Genomic DNA, 18557 nt, shown 5'->3' with positions numbered 1-18557 from the left:
ACACTATGATTGAAGAAAACGTCTCCCTACCGCGCATTCACTATCTGAACTCCCACTACGGGTGGAAATCGTGGCTCTTCACGACCGACCACAAGCGGATTGGTCTGCTCTACATGGTTTCCATCACGCTGATGTTCTTCCTTGGCGGCTTCTTCGCGCTGCTCATCCGGCTCGAACTGCTGACGCCCCAGGCGGACATGTTCACAGCGGATACGTACAACAAGTTCTTCACGCTGCACGGGGTGATTCTCATTTTCTTCTTCCTCGTGCCCTCGATTCCGGCCACCCTGGGGAATTTCCTTATCCCGCTGATGATTGGCGCCAAGGACGTGGCCTTTCCCAAGCTCAACCTGCTGAGCTGGTACATCTTCGTCATCGGCTCGCTGTTTACCCTGTGGGTGGTGGCCGTGGGCGGGATTGATACGGGGTGGACGTTCTATACGCCGTACAGCACGACCTTCGCCAACACGCATGTCATTGCGGCGACGCTGGGCGTGTTCTTCACCGGGTTTTCCTCGATCCTGACCGGTCTCAACTTCATTGTCACGATTCACAAGATGCGCGCGCCGGGACTGACCTGGTTCCGCCTGCCGCTTTTCATCTGGTCACTGTATGCCACGAGCATCATTCAGGTGCTGGCGACGCCGGTGCTGGGCATCACCATGGTGCTCATTGCCGCCGAACGCTTCGCCAAAGTGGGCATCTTTGACCCGGCGCTGGGCGGCGACCCGGTACTGTTCCAGCACATGTTCTGGTTCTATTCCCACCCGGCGGTGTACATCATGATTTTGCCGAGCCTGGGTGTGGTCAGCGAACTGATCTCTGCGTTCACGTGGAAGCGGGTGTTTGGCTACAAGTTCGTGGCCGTCTCCTCGCTGATGATCGCCATCTTCAGCTTCATCGTGTGGGGACACCACATGTATGTCTCCAGCATGTCCATCTATGCCGGCATGCTGTTTTCCATTCTCAGCTATCTGGTGGCCGTGCCTTCGGCAGTCAAGGTCTTCAACTGGACGGCTACGCTGTACAAAGGCTCGGTTTCCTACGATACCCCGATGCTGTATGCCCTGGGCTTCATCGGGCTGTTTACGATTGGCGGTTTGACGGGCCTGTTCCTGGCCTCAATGGGTCTTGACCGGCACCTGCACGACACCTACTTCGTCATTGCCCACTTCCACCTCATCATGGTCGGTGGCGCAGTGATGGGCTACTTCGGCGGTCTGCACTACTGGTGGCCCAAGATGTTCGGGCGGATGTACCCTGAATGGTGGGGGCGCCTGAGCGCGCTTATCGTGTTCGTGGGTTTCAACCTGTCGTTCTTTCCGCAGTTCATCATCGGCTACCTGGGGATGCCGCGCCGCTACCACGTCTATGCGCCGGAGTTCCAGGTGCTGAATGTGATGTCCACCGCCGGATCATCCATTCTGGGTGTGGGCTACCTGTTGCCGCTGGTGTACTTCATCTGGTCGCTGCGCTACGGCAAGGTGGCGTCGAATCCCTGGCGCGCCAAGGGACTGGAATGGGAGACGACTTCACCGCCGCCGCCGGAAAACTTCCTCGAGCAGCCCATCGTCACCGAAGAAGCCTACAACTACCCGACACGTCCGGCGCTGCCTGCCAGGCAGACTGGCAAGCTCACTGGTGGACTGAATCCCCCTGCATCCCCCACGGCAACCGCAACTGGAACTGGAAGGGAGGCCGAAGTTGTCTAACGCACACAGCCCTGTCGCTCATCACTTCTACACCATCGAGCAGCAGAAGGAATCGGCCACCATTGGGATGTGGCTGTTTCTGGCGACGGAAATCCTGCTGTTCGGTGCCCTGTTTACGGCGTATGCGGTCTATCGTTACAAGTTTTCCGAGGCCTTCATGGTGGCCAGCTCACGCATGGACTGGAAAATGGGCGGTCTCAACACGCTCTTTCTCATCGTGAGCAGCGTGACCATGGTGTTTGCCGTTTCCTCGGCGGAAAAGGGGCGCCGGGGTGGTCTTCTGGGTTTCCTGGCAGCGACCGGCTTCTTTGGGACGCTGTTTCTCGTCGTCAAGTATTTTGAGTACAAGCACCACTACCTCGACCACGACATCCCGGGCCTTAACTTCCAGTGGACCGGAGCCCCCGAACTCGCCAACGGGGCGCAGATATTCTTCTTTCTCTACTTCTTTATGACAGGTCTGCACGCCCTGCACATGGTTGTCGGGTTGGGCCTGCTCATCTGGATTTTCATCACGGCTTATCAGGGCAAGTATTCCCCCGAGTACTACAACCCGGTTGAGATGTTCGGGTTGTACTGGCACTTCGTGGACTTGGTCTGGATTTTCCTTTTCCCCCTGCTCTACCTGCTTGGGGCACACCTGCCGCCGGGCGGTGGCGGACATCACTGAATCGGAGGCAACGGCCATGGGACAGGCGACACAACAGCCAGCCACACACCATGCCAACGGGCATAGCCATGCCCATCCCACGATTTCCCCGGCAACCTATCTTCTCGTGCTGGCGGCGCTGGTCATCGGCACGGTGGTTACGGTCTGGACAGCCAGCATGGACCTGGGAGCGTTCAATACGCCGGTGGCGCTGGCGATTGCCATCGGCAAGGCGACGCTCATCATTCTGTATTTCATGCACATCCGGTACAGCACCTGGCTGACGCGAACCGTCGTCATCGGTTCGTTTTTCTTTCTCATCGTGCTGTTCGGACTGACTTTTGCCGACTATCTCACGCGCGAAAAAACGCATGAGATTCCTTCGCTCTACTCACCTGATCCCATACTGAAACAGCAGTAGGCTGTGTTTCGGGCGTTTTGCCCTCCCGGTTGTTACAGGTCGTCATGCCGAAATCACTTGTACTTGCCTCTCCGACGCCGGTTGTGGCCCTGGGTCTCCGTGACCGGCTGGCCGCTTACTGGGCCCTGACCAAACCCCGGATTACCTTCGAGGTTGTCCTGATTGCCGCCTTTGGTTTTCTGCTGGGCACGCCGGGGCCGGTGGACTGGGCCCGGTTCTGTCACGCCATGCTTGGCATCGGCCTGCTCTCCGGCGGGATTGCGGCGCTCAATCAGTGGATGGAACACCCGGCTGACGGGCAGATGCGGCGCACGGCGACCCGCCCGATTCCCAGTGGAAAGGTGACACCCTTTCAGGCGCTGCTCTTTGGTCTGGTGCTGACCATTGGCGCTGAAGCCTACCTCTGCCCGACGGTCAATCCGCTGACGGCTGTTCTTGGGTTGGCCACTGCCATCGGCTACGTGTGGATTTACACCCCGCTCAAAACGCGCACCTGGCTTTCGACGGCGATTGGTTCCTTTCCCGGTGCCATGCCGCCGCTGGTCGGGTGGGCGGCGGCTGCCGGTTCACTGTCGCTCGAAGCGTGGGTGCTGTTTGCCATCATGTTTTTCTGGCAGTTCCCGCATTTCTACGCCATTGCCTGGATGTACCGTGAAGACTACCGCCGGGCCGGAATCGGGATGCTGCCGGTGATTGAAGCCGATGGCCGTCGTACCATCCGCCAGACGCTCATCACGGGTCTTGTTACCGTTGGGCTGAGTCTTTTGCCCTTCTGGCTGGGGCTTTCGGGCTGGATATACCTGGCTGGGGCGCTCGTGCTCGGCGCGCTTTTCCTTCAGTCCTGCCTGACGCTGGCCCGCACGCGAACGAACCTGGCTGCCAAACGGGTGTTGCGGGCTTCCGTGATGTATCTTCCCATGTTGTTTCTGCTGATGACGCTCAACCGTCTCTAGTCCGCCGAGCGACAGCAGCCAGGCTTCCCCCATCCCAACCTGGGAGTCATCATCCATGCCCATTCAGCTTACGGTAGTGGACGCTTTCACGGACAAACCTTTCCGGGGCAATCCGGCGGCGGTATGTCTGCTCGATGAAGCCCTTGACCGGACGCTCATGCAGTCCATTGCCCTGGAAATGAACCTGTCGGAAACAGCCTTCGTTCTGCCCGACGCCGACGGACGGTGGCAGCTACGGTGGTTCACCCCGGAAGCTGAAGTCCAGCTCTGCGGCCACGCGACCCTGGCGGCCGCCCACGTGCTCTACGAACAGGGGCGCGTTCCAGCCAACGACGTGGTGCTTTTTCAGACAGCCAGTGGTGTCCTCACCTGCGTTCGCCACGCAGATGGCGACATCGAGATGGATTTTCCCGCCATTCCTGTCACGCCCACAGTGGCACCGATGGAGTTGTTTGCCGCCTTGGGCGTGCCGCTGGCCTACGTCGGCGCCAGCGAGTCGAACTATCTCGTCGAAGTCGAGAACGAAGACATCCTGCGCTCCATCCAGCCAGACATGCGCCTGCTGGCGACCCTGCCCAAGTGGGGCACGATTGTCACCTGCCGGGCGACAGCGCAGGATGGACTCCCTGACCACGACTTCGTTTCACGCTTCTTTGCCCCGGCCAAGGGTGTGGGAGAAGACCCGGTGACGGGTTCAGCGCACTGTTCCCTGGCCCCCTACTGGAGCGCCAAGCTCGGCAAAACCCGGCTCATCGGCTTCCAGGCTTCCAGGCGTGGCGGCATCGTCCACGTCGAAGACCGTGGGACACGGGTCAATCTCGGCGGCCGTGCCGTCACCGTGCTTCACGGCAGCTTTCACTTCTAACCAAAGCCTGTCCAGGAAGACCGACGAAACGCTGAAAATTGATTGCAAAACACTTTCCTATTCGTTCACACTGTGTTCACATAGGTACGAATAATGGCGTTACGTGTGGCCTCATGACGCCAAACAAACTTGAAAAAGGGTTCTCATGGCGGAAGGCGTTTCGAGCAACGGTGGTCTGCCGGGCAGTCCAGCGACTTTGTGCGAGGGGCGTTCTCCGTCTGGGATTCCATTCTGTCCTCTGTGTGTAAAGGGAGAATCATCATGCGAGATGTTTTGCGACTGAAGCGGCTCTGGCTGCTTACGGTGGCACTGTGCTTTGGCTTTTCAGGACCAGCCTGGGCCCAGGCACAGGCCACGACTGGACAGATTGCAGGCGTCGTTGTTGACCAAACCGGGGCGGCCATCGCCAATGCAACCATAACCGCTGAAAACCCGCAAACCGGTTTCAAACAAACGACGACCTCCAAAGCCAACGGTGAGTATGTGCTGGTTCAGTTACCGGTCGGGAGCTACAAGCTGACCGCGGAAGCGACCAACTTTGCCTCCACCACTGTTGAAAACGCCACGGTCATCGTCGGGCGGACGCTCAACGTCAACCTGACGCTCGGCGTGGGAGCCGTTACCGGTGAAGTCATCGAGGTGACGGCCAGTGGTGTCAGCATCCAAACCACCCGCAGCGAGGCCGACGCCATCCAGAACTCGACGGCCATTCAAAACCTGCCCATCAACGGGCGGCGCTTCCAGGATTTCGTCACCCTGGCACCCAATGCCCAGGTTGAGCCGCGTCGGCAGCAGATTTCCCTTTCGGGACAGCGCGGGATTTACGGCGCCAACGTCAACGTGGACGGCATGGACTACAACCAGCCGTTCTTCGGTGGCATCCGCGGCGGCGAACGCTCGAATTCCGCCTTCACCATCCCGCAGGAATCCATCCGGGAGTTCCAGGTGGTTTCAGCCGGCTATTCAGCCGAGTTCGGACGCTCCACAGGCGGAACAGTCAATGCCGTCACCAAGAGCGGCACCAATGAATTCCACGGCACGGCGTTTTACCTGATCCGCCCGCAGGAAGCCGCCCGTACCAATGACTTCTTCCGGGCACAGGAAGCCCAGTTTGTCGCGCAGGGCATCACGGGCAAAATCAATGCCGCGCCGACGCAGCAGCAGTTTGGCGGCTCCATTGGCGGCCCCATCGTCAAGAACAAGTTTTTCTTCTTCTTTGCCTACGAGCAGCAGCGGCTGCGCCAGACGCGCAGCACGGCCTTCCCCAACCTGGCGCTGGTCAATCCAGCCACGTTGACGCCTTCACAGCGGGCTGTGTATGACTTCTATGTCAGCGAGCAGGGGAATTTTGAACAAACCAACGATGCCTGGGCCCCACTCCTGCGGTTGGACTGGCAGATCACCAGCAAGAACCTTCTGACGGTGCGTTATAACTTCAGTTATAACCGCGCCCTGAATGCCAACTCCAACGGCCCGCAAATTTTCCCGACAACCAACAGCTCCCTGGCAAACAACGGTGCGGAGCGCAACCGCAACAACATTGGCGTGGTGTCGCTCTACAGCACGCTCACACCGAGCCTGTTCAATGAGTTCCGCTTCCAGTTTGCACGTGAGGACCGCCCACGTGGCTCCAACTCCAGCCGTCCAACATTCAACAGCTTCATTGGTAATGTTGGGGCCGTCTCCTTCCTGCCAACCACGCAGTACGACACGCGGACGCAGTTCGTCAACAACCTGACAGTGCTGGCCGGCAACCACACAATGAAATTCGGCTTTGAGTACAGCCGCGTGTTTGCCAACCAGTTGTTTGGTTTCAACCAGTTTGGCAACTACTCGCTGATCGGGGCTAATACGACCTTGGCCGTTATCAACGGCGTCCAAGTGCCGGTCGTGCCACCTGGCGCGCCGCCGACAGCCCAGCGTGGACGGTTTGACGTCGCCGCCAACTACACGGTGCAGATTGGCAACCGGTTCACCGAATACACTGTCCATCAGTTGGCCTTCTTTGGTCAGGACTCGTGGCGGATTCGCCCCAACTTCACGCTCAACTACGGGCTGCGCTGGGAAGGGCAATACAACCCCACCCCGGCGGCCAACAATACGAACCTCGTCAACATTGTCCGCAGCGTGCAGTATCCGATTGACGTTCCCGGACTGCGGCGCAATCCCACCCAGATTCCAGACGTGACCAACCAGTACGCCCCACGGCTGGGTATTGCGTGGGATCCGTTCAACAACGGGAAGTCGGTTTTCCGCGCCAATGGCGGTATCTACTACGCCACGACGCCACTGCTGCTGTTTGCCGATGCCACCAACAACTTCCGCATTCCGCCGGGTAACCTGTCGGCACAGATTCCCTTTGCCCTGCCAGCCGGATTCAACCAGGCGGCGTTTGACGCCTCGCCAGCAACGGCTGGATACCGGGCCATTATGGGTACGGGCGCGGCACCGAACACGGTGTTCCGGCAGTTCCTGCTGGCTGGCATCAACCTCAACAACTTCCAGCTTGGGGCGCTGCCGACGGTCACACCAGCGCAACTGACCCAGATTGCCAACGTGCTCAACCAGTTCCTCCCGGCTGGTGCTACGCCGTTTTCGCTTTCGGCTGCCGCATCACCACTCTTCATCGCTGAAGACTTCCGCAACCCACGTTCTGTCCAAGCCAACTTTGGGTACGAATACCAACTAGCCCGTGGCTTGACGGTGGGCGCGGACTTCTCACTCATCAACACGGTGTACTTGCAGCGGAACCGGCAGTTGAACCTCCCTCCTCCGCGCATCAACCCGGACAACATTCCAGGCGACATCTCCCTCCGGCCGATCTTTACTCCTCCTCGCCCCAACCTTGCGATTGGTCAGTTGACTGTACGTGAGTCCACGGCCCGCTCACGCTACCGTGCCATGGTGCTACGGATGAAGTTTGAGCGGCAGTGGGGCCAATTCTCGGCCTTCTACACCCTCTCAGACAACGTCTCGGACGATGACAATGAACGCGAAGCCGGCGGCTCGTTTCCGGCCAACTCCTTCGATCTGCGGGCTGAGCGTGGCTATTCCAACATTGACCGGCGACACTTGTTCGTTGTCAACCCGGTCATCTTTCTGCCCTACGGATTTGAAGTGTCAAGCATAGTCCGCTTGCAGTCGGGCTTCCCGGTTGATGCTATCGTGGGCAACATTGGTGGTGGCTTGGCTGATGTCAATCGCGATGGTCAACTTGGTGCTGGTGGCGGTGGGCAGCTTGACCGGCCGTACCGTGCACCCGGCGATCCATACCCGCGCAATTCGTTCCGCAACCGCCCGATTTACAATGTTGACTTGCGCCTGCAAAAGCGTTTCAAGATTACTGAGTCACAAAACATCGTGATTTCGGGCGAATTCTTCAACCTGTTCAACCTCATGGGACTGCAATACAGCGGCGCCGCGGTGACGAGTCTGTGCAACTTTGCCGGATTGACGGGCAATGCCCTGATCGCTGCGCAACGCAACTGTGGTATTCCGCAGGCGAATGTGCCGCTCAACCCGAACTTCCTGTCCCTCCGGGAGCGCAACCTGAACAGCCCGCGGCTTGGGCAGCTTCTGCTCAACAACACGCTGGGGAACTCGGTGTTCCAGTTCCAGGTTGGCGTGCGGTATCAGTTCTAAACCAGGTAGCTACAGTTGGCTTTCCCGGCGGCAGCGCAGCAGCGCTGCCGCTTTTTTCTTTGGCTTTCGGCTTTGTCTCTTTGGCTTTCCAGCAAGGCGTCAGTGTGCTGGGCGGGTACGCATCGCGGACGTGACGACCTCCCAGTAGGCATCAAGTGCCAGTTCGCGCCGAAAATGCTGCTCAAAGCATTCACGGGCGCGGCGCTGCATGGCGGTCAAAGACTCCGGCTCGTCGGCCAGCCGGCGCAGCGCAGCGACCAGTGCCGCCACGTCACCTGGTGCAATGCGAACACCACAGGCATGCGCCTGAATGATGTCAGCCACCTCGGTATGCTCACCGACCAGTCCGAGAATGGCCTGCCCGGCGGCCAGCGAACCATAGATTTTGCTGGGAATGATAAGACCTTCGGCCGCCGGCTCCATCGTCACCACTGAAAGATCGGCGCAGGTCAGCGACAGCGGCAGGCGTTCCACCGGCTGGTAGGGCAAAAACTTCACGTTGGGCAACTGCTTGGCCGCGGCTATCTCCACGAGGCGGGTCCGCTTGCCTCCATCACCAATGAAGAGGAAGAAAAACCGTGGATCGTGGCGCAGTGCGTCAGCGGCAGCCAGAACGGTTTCCAGGTCATGCGCCAGCCCCATGTTCCCGGAATACAGCACGGTGAGCCGGTCATGAGTGCCGTGTTCCAGCGCAAAGGGATTTTCCGCCTTTGGGCGGGGATGAATGGCCGTTCCATCCGCCCAACTGGGGATGACACGCACCGGAAGGAAGCGCCCTCTGGAACGGGCATGGGTGGCTTCGAGCGTCACGCGCATGCGATTGCCCAGCGTAATGACCGCCGCTGCCCTGTCATAGACCAAGGCATTGACGGCATCCCACAACCGCCGCACCAGAGAATGTTCCTTCAGGACACCGAACCGTACGGCCAGATCAGGATAGATGTCCTCTACGACACAAACATAAGGGCGGCGCTGCACCATCCACCCCAGCCACCCGACGAGGCCAAGTAATGGCGCATTGCACACCAGCAGTACGTCATATCCCCGAAAACCCACAGTCGTCTCGATGGCAGCCCCGGCGACGAAGGTCGCCAGGTTGAGCAGCCGGCCCCACAGACGACGCTTGTCAAAACGGGTACCCAGCACCCGGCGGATGCGGATTGCCCCCAGCCGGTCATAGGCCGGTAACGGCTGAGCATCCCGCTGGTAGGGGGCGCGGCTCGTCACCACCATCACCTCACTGCCACGCCGGGCGAAGTCCTGGGCAATTTCAGTAGTGAACTGCGCCACCGCAGCCGTTTCGGGATAAAAATAGTGGGTCAGAATGAGCAGGCGCGGCACCGGTGTGGCCGACGGCGCTGAAGTGGGCAACCTTTCCGAAGTGGAAGGGACGGTCTCCCGGTGGCGCGTCATGACGGTTGCGACACCTGGGCGACAGATGGCTCTGTCGTGCGAAGCACCCGCTGCCGCACCCACTGCGCCGGACATCCGCGATAGATGCTGTATGGCTCGGTTTTGCCGCCAATGACACTGCCCGCCGCAACGACGACGTGACTGGCAATCTCGGTTCCCGGCAGCACGATGCTTTTGGCGCCGATCCAGGCCCCATCCGTGATGACAATCGGCCCCACCATCAGGTCGAAGGAAGGCGAGGTGTAGTCGTGGTTGCCAGTCAGCAGGTACGCCCCCTGTGAAATACAGGCATGGGCACCAATTGTCACCTGAGCCAGGTTGTCAATCCACGCACCTTCACCAATCCAGGTAAAGTCGCCAATCGAGAGAAACCACGGGTACTTGATGTTGACGTTCGGTTTGATGACCACGCCCTGCCCCACCCGCGCGCCGAACAGCCGGAGCAGGGCCGCTTTGAGTGCCGAGGGATAGGGCAGGTCAGACTTGAAAATCCAGGCATTGACCAGCATCCACAGCACACGCTTGAACACCGGGCCGGGCCGATACCAGGCATTGTCAAAACGGGAGAGGTCAACCTTCGTCATGTCGCCAGGATGCGCTCATACGTTGCCAGCAGTTTTTGCGCCACCCGTTCCCAAGTGTAGTGGTCAAGAATAAAGGCTCTTCCGCGGGCACCCATTGTCCGGGCGGCGGCCGGATCACCCAGATAGCGGTCGAGCGCCTGTGCAATGGCTTCCACGGAACATTCAACGATACAGGCCGCGCCAGCCGCCCCAGCCTCCGGGAAGTTGCAGCCATCCGTCATGATGGTCGGCGCGCCTGCAGCCAGACACATCAGAATGCCCATGCTGAAGCCCTCGGAGTAGGAAGGCGCGATGTGGAGTTCAACGCTGCGCAGCATGGCATAGAGTAGCGGCCCGCTCATCCAGCCGGCAAAGGTTACGGACTCCAGACACCCGGCTGCGGCAAAAAACTCCTTTGCCCGTGGCAGAAAGCCGATGTTGTCCTGTCCCACCACCAACAGGTGGGTGTCCGGGTATTTGGCGTGTATCCGGGCAAAGGCCGGTGCCAGCAGATCAAGCCCCTTTTTGGGATCGATGCGCCCGAAAAACAGCAGAAGCCGTTTGTGGCGCAGCGCCGGGTAAGCCGCATAGAACACCTCGCGGTCAGGTAGCGTCTCAAACTCGGCACGGTGTAACCCGTTGGGGATGAGTTCAATCGGTGTCTCCAGGCCGAGCGCCTGAATGTGTGCGGCTTCGCGTGAGGCCGTGGCCTGAATGAGCCGGGCACCGCGCAACGCCGGACGTTCCACCAGGGCATAGTAGGTACGCTTTTTCCAGGCCTTGTAGGCCAGCGCCCATGGCTCAAGCATGCCGTGCGGCGTGGTGACGTATGGCCACCCGTGCTGCCGGCACTGCCACTGTACCGCTGCTATAAGCGGCGCAAAAATGGAATGCGTGTGAATGAGGTCATACGCCTGCCCCTGCTGCCCAAACCACCGGACGAGCGACTGACTGAGGATGAAGTCCTGGCGATGCCAGCAGGGGAAGTACATGACGCGATAACCATCTTCCGCAATCCAGGTGTGATGGACAACCATCCGCCGCTGCTCGCCGTCGGCATCGGTGGTGATGATGTCCGCCTGGGCACCGGCGCGCCCGACAGACTGGGCAATCCCGGTGACCACTTTCGCAATTCCACCGTATTTGGCACCCAGATAAGGAACGACATACAAAATCCGCATGCCCGGTTTCCCAGCTCTTCAGGACAACAGCTTTGCCGCCTGCATCCAGGCAGCCGTCCGTGCAATGCCCGCTTCCAGTGAGGTCACTGGATGCCAGCCAAACGTGCGCCGGGCGGCTTTACAGTCAAGGCAGACGAAAGGCGCATCAATGCGGCGTGCCGGCTCGTAGCGGACGGTCACCGACCGTCCGATGACTGATTCAATCGTGGCCACGAGTTCATTCAGGCTGTAGGCGTGTCCGCCGCCCAGATTGAACACCCGATTGACCCCGGCCGTACCGCTTCCGGCCTGCACCAGCGGTTCCAGCATATCCGTGACGAAAAAGAAGTCGCGGCTGGTTTGCCCATCACCAAAGATGACAACCGGTTCTCCCCGCAGGGCGCGATACAGAAAGACGGTCACGGCTCCCTGCCGACCGAGTGGGTTCTGACGCGGCCCATAGGGCACCGAAGGACGGAAGATGACATATTCCAGACCGTAAAGGTGGTGGTAGGCCCCAAGATATTTCTCAACGGTCAGCTTCGTCACCCCATAGGCATTGATGGGCTGTGTGGGATGGTCTTCCGCAATGGTTCCGGCGCAGGGCGTTCCATACACTGTGCCACCGGAGGAGACGTACACCACCCGCCGTACACCGGCTTCCCGACAGGCATCGAGAAGCTGCACCGTGGGCAGGAGATTTGCCTCGATGTCGGCAACCGGATGCCGGGTCGCCGTCTCGTGAATCGAACTCCAGGCGAGATGATACACCGTCTCAACGCCAAACTCCGTCAGGACATTGCGCACGAGGTCGCGGTCGGAGAGGCTTCCCGTCACAACCCGCACCCCCGGCGGCGGGGGGTCATAGCGGCGCTCCCGGCGGTCAAAGACAATGACCGAAGCCTGCCCGGCCAGGCGGTCAACCAGATGGGAGCCGATGAAGCCATTGCCGCCCGTGACCAGAATCGTTGCCATGGTGCGCGTTGTCCGGCTTCAGGCCCGGATGGGAATCGGCCGTGGCCCGGACCACGTCGCCGGTTGGCTTCCCTGTTTCAGCAGCCGGCGGTTCGACCAGGCAAACATCAACACCGTCAGGGAAGACATTCCCAGCCAGGCATAGATGCCCGGCAGGTCACCGCCCCGCAGGAGCGGGATCATCCACGCCACAAACAATCCACGCAGCACGCTGTACACGAACGGGTGCAGTGTGGTCATCCATTCCGTTATGGCAGCCAGACCCAAACCGTAGAGCACCGCAAAGACAGCAATCCCGATGACGCCCCCTTCACCATAGAATGAACCGTAGATGGACTGGGAAATCCCCAGTATCCCCTGCGATGCATCGCGCAGACCAAGCTTGTTGACATATCCGCCCACCGGCTTGTCGGGCCAGAGTTCCCGTGGAATCGGACGGGTCAGCACTTCGAGGTGCTCCATGCCCAGCGTGAAATCCATCAGTTCGGGATAGACGAAACGGACGATGGCAAATCCATCCAGCATGTTGGCGTCTTCCCCTGCGACCAGCCGGTCCCACGACGAGTCAAAACGCTGGAAAGCCGCCGCCTTGTCGTTGACGTTGTCAGCCTGCCGGAGCCCCCCTCCCAGACTAAACGCCAGCACGGCGATGATCGTCCCCAGCAGCAGGGCGACCGCCCGTTTCCGTGGGGCATAAAACACCGAAAGCGTCACGGCCATCCCGATGATCAGGCCGACGAACTGAAACCGCAGGAAAGCCCCAAAGTTGTTGTAAGCGGCAGCCGCTACAATGAGCAGACAGACGCCCTTCTGAAAGGGTGTGTACAACGCCCCAAAGCGCCACGCCGCCACCAGCAGGGTTGCCACCCCGATCAGAGTGAGGGGAAACAGATAGACGTAGCTGCTGCTCGTCAGATTGAAGGCGGCACTGCGGGCATACTCGCTCAGGAGGAAAAATACAATGCCCAGGGCAAGCAGGGATGACACCGTACGTGGCGGCAGCCGCTGGAGACCTTCCGCCGCCACCACCGGCAGTTTCCGCCGCATCCGAACGCAGTAGGTCGCCATCAGGACGAACTCCCCAAAGGCCATAAACGGCAGGACCTCCAGGGCATCCTCATCCGTGATGGGCGGTAAGCCAAAGGTATAGACCGTCTCTATCCATTCCCCCCACCCCTGGGTCACGGCAAAATACCGGTATGAGCTGAAAAACATCGTCAGCCCGGCAATGATGAGCGGAACTTCATCGTTCCGCCGGAAGAACCACACGCCAGCGAAAACCAGCAGCGCCGTCTGGATGAGGACGATGAGCGGGAAAAGCGTATCCATAGGGTATGTCCACCAGCAAGAGGCCCGGTCAGCGGGCGGTTTCGAGCAGTGTTTTCCAGCGGATGCCGTAAGCATCCCAAGTGTACGCCGCGATGCGCTGGCGCGCCAGTCGTCCCATATCGAAGGTTTCGGCCGGTCGGGACAGCGCCGTTTCCATCAGCGCCTGTAACCGCGCGGCATCGCCGGCCATCATCAGCCAGCCATCCACACCGTCTTCAATCAGGTCGGGCCCAACCGTGGCATCCGAGGCAATGACCGGGACGCCACAGGCCATAGCCTCCAGGATGACCAGCCCGAAGCCCTCGAAGTAACTTGGAAACACCAGCACGTCACAAGACCGGATGATGTCCGGCAGGTCGCGGTGCGGACGCTTGCCCATGACCTTCAGCCCCGGCAAATCGGGAATATGCGGCTGCACCTCCGGTGCAACCGGCCCCACCAGCCACAATTCGGCGTGCCGTGGAGCCAGCTTCTCCCACACTTCCAGCAGCAGCGGAACCCCCTTGCGGGCCGTCACCGAACCAAGAAACAGAAAGCGAAAGGGGCGGCCGGCCTCCGGCGGCGGACGCGGCGTGAAGGCCTCCAAGTCAACCCCATAGGGGTTACAGACAATCCGCTCCACGGGAACCCCATGAGCGACAAGCGACCGGGTGGTAAAGCTGCTCGCCACCACAATGGCATCCGCCAAGGCATGTTCCTGCGCTTCGTGGGCCAGCATTGCCGGCAGCGGCGGCACAAGGCTTTCGCGCCAGTCGGGATACCGTGCGGCGACGGTTTCAAAAACCCGTTTTTTCCACAGGGGATGGGCAATGCTCTGGTCAAGGATGAACCGCCGGCCCAGGTCACGACACCGCTCGGCCAGTATCCACGAGGACGTATCAAAACCAATGACCACATCCACCGCACGCAGCGCCGCCGTGGGGATGCTTTCCTGAAAATGCTGGTTGCGGCGCAGAAAGACCTCCAGCGCCGGCGCTCCCTGCCGGAGCGCCCACAGCGCCGCCAGCTCACGCCACGGGCGCAGATGAAGATGCCGGCGCGCCACGCCCGACAGCAGCCGGTTGCCCAGTCGTTCCCGGATGGCTTCCACCTGCGTCAGTTGCCGGACCCACCACGCTTCTTCACGCAACGCCAACCCTGTCCAGAACCCCTCCAGCATCCCCAGCCGTGCCAACTGCCGGGCAAGCTGGAAGGCATGCTGCGTTCCGGGATGGGCAAGCAGAACCTTCATCGTTTGGCGGAGTTCACTCGCTGGAAGTCGGCGACGGGAGGCGTGTCGTCACCCAGCAGGTGGGAATCGTGCGCGCCTCCGGGCCGAACAGCCAATGGGGACGCAACGGGTGAACATCCACCGTCCGGCCCGCTGCCCGCAGCCGGCTCAGGACCGGCTCCAGCAGGTGCTCGCCATGGACTTCCACCAGCCACTGCACCGGTGCGGTCAACAGCCGCCGTGCGCCGTCGAGCACGTCCACTTCAGCGCCTTCGACATCCACCTTGACCAATGCCGCCCGTCCGGCCAGCGCCGGCCGGGCATCCAAAGCGGCATCCAGCGTGATGGTCACGCCGTCGTTTCGGGCCCCGACGTACAACGGCAGGAACTCAAACGTCGCGCCAGCATAGGCGGCAGCCCACCGTTGGGCAGGGCCGGTGAGTTGTTCTGCCAGAGACGGCGTATCGTCCATCCCCGGCTCAAAAGCCACGATATGCGGGTGACGGCCCTGCCCGAGAATGGCTGCCGCGCACCCGTAGGTGAAATAACCATCGTTGGCGCCGACATCCCAGATCACATCCACCTGCCGCAACGCCGCCTTCAGCCACGGATTGAGTACATGCTCATAAGCGCCCAGGATTTTTCGCTTGGAGTGGGCCGGATTGAGAATGAGCCTTGCCCCGCGAAAGGGCCCGGCCAGAATCGTCACGGGTGTCGGCGTCTGTTTCGTCAAAAGGGCCAGCAACGTCATGCCTGCCGACGGGACAAAGCCGGCGGGCGGCTTGCCACTCCATTCTCGCCGTTGACAGTGATCATCGTCCCATCCCCTTCTTCCGTGAAAATCTCCCGGAGCAGCGCCCCGGCTTTCATGCCGTTGATGACGTGCACTGAGTTGACTCCGGCACGCAGGGCGCGCGCCGCAGCTTCAAGTTTCGGCAGCATGCCACCGGCCACCTTTCCGGCGTCCATCATGGCGGCGGCTTGCCGCAGCGTCAGGCGGCTGATGCGCTGCCCGTGCTCATCCAGCACACCATCCACGTTGGTCGCCAGAACCAGTTTTTCAGCCCGCATCTCCGCCGCAATGACAGCCGCCACGGTATCGGCATTGACATTGTAGATGTCACCATCCTCGTCGGCGGCCAGCGACGCCATGACCGGAACAAAGTCCTTCTCGATGAGCGTGTCAAGCAACCGGGTGTCCACATCCAGAATTTCGCCGACGTAACCATAATCCACCGTCTGCGGCTTGCCGGTTTCCAGATTGACGACCACCTGCGGCGGGCGCTTGCGTGCCGTCAGGATGTTGCCGTCCACCCCACTCAACCCGACGGCGGGAACGCCGGCCTGGCGCAGCGCGCCGAGAATTTCGACGTTGACCTTGCCGCCAAAAACCATCTTGACCACATCGAGGGCGCGCTCGTCCGTGATACGCCGGCCGTTGATGGTCTTCGGCTTGATGCCAAGCTGCTGGCTCAGTTCATTGGCCTGTACTCCGCCGCCGTGTACGGCCACGACGCGAATCCCAATCTGGGCGCACAGCGCCAGTTCTTCACAAAATGAATCGAGGGTGTCTTCCTCTGCCGCAACCTTGCCGCCAAACTTGACGATGAAGGTCTTTCCCTTGAAACGATTGATGTACGGGAGGGCTTCCCGCAGCACATTGGCGTCAAATCCCATAAGGCGTCAAATCAGATGCAAACAAAACTGCAAAATGGATTTCTGGACGTGCAGCCGGTTTTCGGCTTCGTCGTAACAATCGTTCTGCGCCGATGCCAGCACCGCGTCCGTCACCTCGACGTTGCGCCGCAGCGGCAGGCAGTGCAGAAACCGCGCTGAACCGAGTTTTTCCGGTGTCAGTATCCAGTCCCGATAGCGTGCTGGCGGCGGTGCGCCGTAATTCACCAGCGACGCCCAGGACTTGGCATAGACCACATCCTGCCGGGCCAGCACCGACTGGTCATGCACGACCTCGACATCACCGAGACGCTCCATGACCACGTCCGGCAGCGGAAACTCCGGCGGGGCCACGATGGTCAGCCGGCAGCCAAGCTGCGCGGCCACCAGCGCAAACGAGTTCGGCACCGCCGTGGGCAGCGCCTTGATATGTGGCGTCCACGCCAGCGCGACCCGTACGCCTTCCGTCCGCCCGAAACGCTCCCGGATGGTCAGCATGTCGGCCATGGCCTGGCAGGGATGGTACAGCGCCGATTCGAGGTTGATGACCGGAACCGTGGCATACCGCCGGAAGGCCTCGATGACCGGATCGGCCGCGTCCTCTTCGGGCCGCTTCAGGGACGGGAAACAACGGATGGCCAGCACATCAAAGTAGCGCGAAAGCACCTGCGCGGCGTCGGCAATGTGCTCCGGTTTGTCGCCGTCCATGACGACGCCTTCCTGGTATTCCAGATTCCAGGTTCCGCGCCCGACCTCGAAGGTGACAGAAGTCCCGCCCAGTTGCGCAATACCGACGGCAAAACTGGCGCGGGTGCGAAGTGAGCTGTCAAAGAACATCAGCGCGACGGTCCGCCCACTCAGGGCTGTTGAACGCTCGCCACGGTGCGTCATGGCATGCGTCAAAATCGTTTCGAGTGTGGCGCGGTCATAGTCCCCGGTGTTGATGAAGTGTCTCATGGATTGCACGCAAAAGCGGTCAGACCGAGCGTTTCAGGCAGACCATGCATGAGGTTGAAGCACTGGAGCGCCTGCCCGCCGCCGCCTTTGATGACATTGTCCAGCGCCGCCCAGACGATGGCCGTTTGCCCACGGACGGCCAGCCCAAGGTCACAGTAGTTCGTCCCACCAACCCACTTGATGTTGGGCGGTGTCTCACGCAGGCGGATGAAAGGCGCGTCGGCATAGTGTTCCGCGTAGAGCCGGTGCAGCCCTTCGGGTGAAAGGTTCTGGCGCAACCGGGCATAGACGGTGACGAGAATCCCCCGCACAAACGGGCCGGAGTGCGGCTGGAAGACAAAGTCAACTTCCTGTCCGGTTTTGAGCCGCAGGGCCTGGGCAATTTCGGGCACGTGCCGATGGGTGAACGGCTCGTAGGCAAACAGGGCGTCCGCCCGGAAGGGATGGTGCGTCGTTGGCCGTGGGCTGGCCCCCGCTCCCGAAGAGCCGGTGATACCGTTGACAAAAGCCTGTTCCAGCCAACCGGCAGCGACGAGTGGGTACAAAGCCAGCGTGACCGCCGTGGCAAAACAGCCCGGTGCCGCCACATAGTGCGCCCGGCGGATGTCTTCGCGGAACAGCTCCGGCAGGCCATAGACGAAGCGTGGGAGCCACGCCACTGCCGCATGTGGCCGCCCGTAGGTTGCGGCATACACCGACCGGTCATGCAGCCGGAAATCAGCCGAGGCATCCACAATGCGCGCCTCTCCGGCAAGTGCGTCAATGTGCGTCATGGCTTCACCGTTGGGCAGGGCCAGAAAGACAACTTCCGCGCCGCCGGTTTCGGTCAGCGGAGCAAACACCAGCCCGGTTCCCGTCAGATGCGGATGAACGGCGTCCAGAGGTTTCCCAGCCGCTTCCCGCCCGGTGATGGCGACGACAGACACCTGCGGATGCGCCAACAGCAGGCGGAGGAGTTCTCCACCAATGTAACCGGAGGCGCCGATGACGGCGACGCGCCGCCGCGCCGCCGATGTGGATGACGCTGCAACCAT

The 18557-nt window shown here is 60.9% G+C and carries 16 protein-coding genes; 6 read left to right on the top strand and 10 right to left on the bottom strand.

Annotation, left to right across the window (positions count from 1 at the left end):
- Positions 1-5 precede the first annotated feature (5 nt).
- The 6 genes from CABTHER_RS12260 to CABTHER_RS12235 all read left to right on the top strand — a co-directional run bounded on the left by CABTHER_RS12260 (position 6) and on the right by CABTHER_RS12235 (position 8242).
- Complete coding sequence (locus CABTHER_RS12260) at positions 6-1712, top strand: cytochrome c oxidase subunit I (RefSeq protein WP_014100973.1); 1707 nt, start codon at positions 6-8, stop codon at positions 1710-1712.
- Positions 1705-2382 (top strand): cytochrome c oxidase subunit 3 family protein, encoded by a 678-nt coding sequence (locus CABTHER_RS12255; RefSeq protein ID WP_228374107.1) that lies wholly within the window; start codon positions 1705-1707, stop codon positions 2380-2382. The genes CABTHER_RS12260 and CABTHER_RS12255 overlap by 8 nt, the downstream gene beginning before the upstream one ends.
- A 16-nt stretch (positions 2383-2398) precedes the next feature.
- A complete protein-coding gene (locus CABTHER_RS12250; RefSeq protein WP_148264094.1) occupies positions 2399-2782 on the top strand; it encodes a cytochrome C oxidase subunit IV family protein in 384 nt (127 codons plus the stop codon).
- Between the two features lie 44 nt (positions 2783-2826).
- Positions 2827-3735 (top strand): heme o synthase, encoded by a 909-nt coding sequence (gene cyoE, locus CABTHER_RS12245; protein WP_014100970.1) that lies wholly within the window; start codon positions 2827-2829, stop codon positions 3733-3735.
- Positions 3736-3790: 55 nt separating this feature from the next.
- Positions 3791-4600: a PhzF family phenazine biosynthesis protein gene (locus CABTHER_RS12240; protein ID WP_014100969.1), complete on the top strand. Its 810-nt coding sequence runs from the start codon at positions 3791-3793 to the stop codon at positions 4598-4600.
- 261 nt (positions 4601-4861) lie between these two features.
- A complete protein-coding gene (locus CABTHER_RS12235; protein WP_014100968.1) occupies positions 4862-8242 on the top strand; it encodes a TonB-dependent receptor in 3381 nt (1126 codons plus the stop codon).
- A gap of 99 nt (positions 8243-8341) precedes the next feature.
- Here CABTHER_RS12235 and CABTHER_RS12230 read toward each other — a convergent pair whose 3' ends face one another.
- Genes CABTHER_RS12230 through argC form a run of 10 tightly spaced genes read right to left on the bottom strand, consistent with a single transcriptional unit; the run spans position 8342 to position 18557 of the window.
- Complete coding sequence (locus CABTHER_RS12230; RefSeq protein WP_014100967.1) at positions 8342-9655, bottom strand: glycosyltransferase family 4 protein; 1314 nt, start codon at positions 9653-9655, stop codon at positions 8342-8344.
- On the bottom strand, positions 9652-10239 hold the full coding sequence (locus tag CABTHER_RS12225) for a WcaF family extracellular polysaccharide biosynthesis acetyltransferase (RefSeq protein WP_014100966.1): 588 nt from the start codon (positions 10237-10239) through the stop codon (positions 9652-9654). The genes CABTHER_RS12230 and CABTHER_RS12225 overlap by 4 nt, the downstream gene beginning before the upstream one ends.
- Entirely contained in the window at positions 10236-11399 is a 1164-nt protein-coding gene (locus CABTHER_RS12220) for a glycosyltransferase (RefSeq protein ID WP_014100965.1), read from the bottom strand. The genes CABTHER_RS12225 and CABTHER_RS12220 overlap by 4 nt, the downstream gene beginning before the upstream one ends.
- A gap of 18 nt (positions 11400-11417) precedes the next feature.
- Positions 11418-12353: an NAD-dependent epimerase/dehydratase family protein gene (locus CABTHER_RS12215; protein WP_014100964.1), complete on the bottom strand. Its 936-nt coding sequence runs from the start codon at positions 12351-12353 to the stop codon at positions 11418-11420.
- An 18-nt stretch (positions 12354-12371) separates the two neighbouring features.
- A complete protein-coding gene (locus CABTHER_RS12210; RefSeq protein WP_014100963.1) occupies positions 12372-13682 on the bottom strand; it encodes a hypothetical protein in 1311 nt (436 codons plus the stop codon).
- 28 nt (positions 13683-13710) lie between these two features.
- Positions 13711-14913 (bottom strand): glycosyltransferase family 4 protein, encoded by a 1203-nt coding sequence (locus tag CABTHER_RS17265; RefSeq protein ID WP_014100962.1) that lies wholly within the window; start codon positions 14911-14913, stop codon positions 13711-13713.
- Positions 14914-14926: 13 nt separating this feature from the next.
- Complete coding sequence (locus tag CABTHER_RS12200) at positions 14927-15643, bottom strand: FkbM family methyltransferase (protein WP_014100961.1); 717 nt, start codon at positions 15641-15643, stop codon at positions 14927-14929.
- Entirely contained in the window at positions 15640-16569 is a 930-nt protein-coding gene (gene argB, locus CABTHER_RS12195; RefSeq protein WP_014100960.1) for an acetylglutamate kinase, read from the bottom strand. The genes CABTHER_RS12200 and argB overlap by 4 nt, the downstream gene beginning before the upstream one ends.
- A gap of 6 nt (positions 16570-16575) precedes the next feature.
- Positions 16576-17523, bottom strand: a complete 948-nt coding sequence (locus CABTHER_RS12190) for an N-acetylornithine carbamoyltransferase (protein ID WP_014100959.1) — start codon at positions 17521-17523, stop codon at positions 16576-16578.
- Positions 17520-18557: an N-acetyl-gamma-glutamyl-phosphate reductase gene (gene argC / locus CABTHER_RS12185; protein ID WP_014100958.1), complete on the bottom strand. Its 1038-nt coding sequence runs from the start codon at positions 18555-18557 to the stop codon at positions 17520-17522. Before argC ends, CABTHER_RS12190 begins: the two co-directional genes overlap by 4 nt.

Origin of the sequence: Chloracidobacterium thermophilum B, assembly GCF_000226295.1 — a bacterium.
GTDB lineage: Bacteria > Acidobacteriota > Blastocatellia > Chloracidobacteriales > Chloracidobacteriaceae > Chloracidobacterium > Chloracidobacterium thermophilum.
Note: the sequence above shows the minus strand (reverse complement) of the source record. Positions and strands in the feature narration are given on the sequence as shown.

Bases quoted from the DNA above. Each gene is read 5' to 3' on its own strand.
- CABTHER_RS12260 (WP_014100973.1), top strand. From the start codon at position 6: ATGATTGAAGAAAACGTCTCCCTACCGCGCATTCACTATCTGAACTCC.
- CABTHER_RS12250 (WP_148264094.1), top strand. From the start codon at position 2,399: ATGGGACAGGCGACACAACAGCCAGCCACACACCATGCCAACGGGCAT.
- cyoE (WP_014100970.1), top strand. From the start codon at position 2,827: ATGCCGAAATCACTTGTACTTGCCTCTCCGACGCCGGTTGTGGCCCTG.
- CABTHER_RS12240 (WP_014100969.1), top strand. From the start codon at position 3,791: ATGCCCATTCAGCTTACGGTAGTGGACGCTTTCACGGACAAACCTTTC.
- CABTHER_RS12235 (WP_014100968.1), top strand. From the start codon at position 4,862: ATGCGAGATGTTTTGCGACTGAAGCGGCTCTGGCTGCTTACGGTGGCA.
- CABTHER_RS12230 (WP_014100967.1), bottom strand. From the start codon at position 9,655: ATGACGCGCCACCGGGAGACCGTCCCTTCCACTTCGGAAAGGTTGCCC.
- CABTHER_RS12225 (WP_014100966.1), bottom strand. From the start codon at position 10,239: ATGACGAAGGTTGACCTCTCCCGTTTTGACAATGCCTGGTATCGGCCC.
- CABTHER_RS12220 (WP_014100965.1), bottom strand. From the start codon at position 11,399: ATGCGGATTTTGTATGTCGTTCCTTATCTGGGTGCCAAATACGGTGGA.
- CABTHER_RS12215 (WP_014100964.1), bottom strand. From the start codon at position 12,353: ATGGCAACGATTCTGGTCACGGGCGGCAATGGCTTCATCGGCTCCCAT.
- CABTHER_RS12210 (WP_014100963.1), bottom strand. From the start codon at position 13,682: ATGGATACGCTTTTCCCGCTCATCGTCCTCATCCAGACGGCGCTGCTG.
- CABTHER_RS17265 (WP_014100962.1), bottom strand. From the start codon at position 14,913: ATGAAGGTTCTGCTTGCCCATCCCGGAACGCAGCATGCCTTCCAGCTT.
- CABTHER_RS12200 (WP_014100961.1), bottom strand. From the start codon at position 15,643: ATGACGTTGCTGGCCCTTTTGACGAAACAGACGCCGACACCCGTGACG.
- argB (WP_014100960.1), bottom strand. From the start codon at position 16,569: ATGGGATTTGACGCCAATGTGCTGCGGGAAGCCCTCCCGTACATCAAT.
- CABTHER_RS12190 (WP_014100959.1), bottom strand. From the start codon at position 17,523: ATGAGACACTTCATCAACACCGGGGACTATGACCGCGCCACACTCGAA.
- argC (WP_014100958.1), bottom strand. From the start codon at position 18,557: ATGGTTGCAGCGTCATCCACATCGGCGGCGCGGCGGCGCGTCGCCGTC.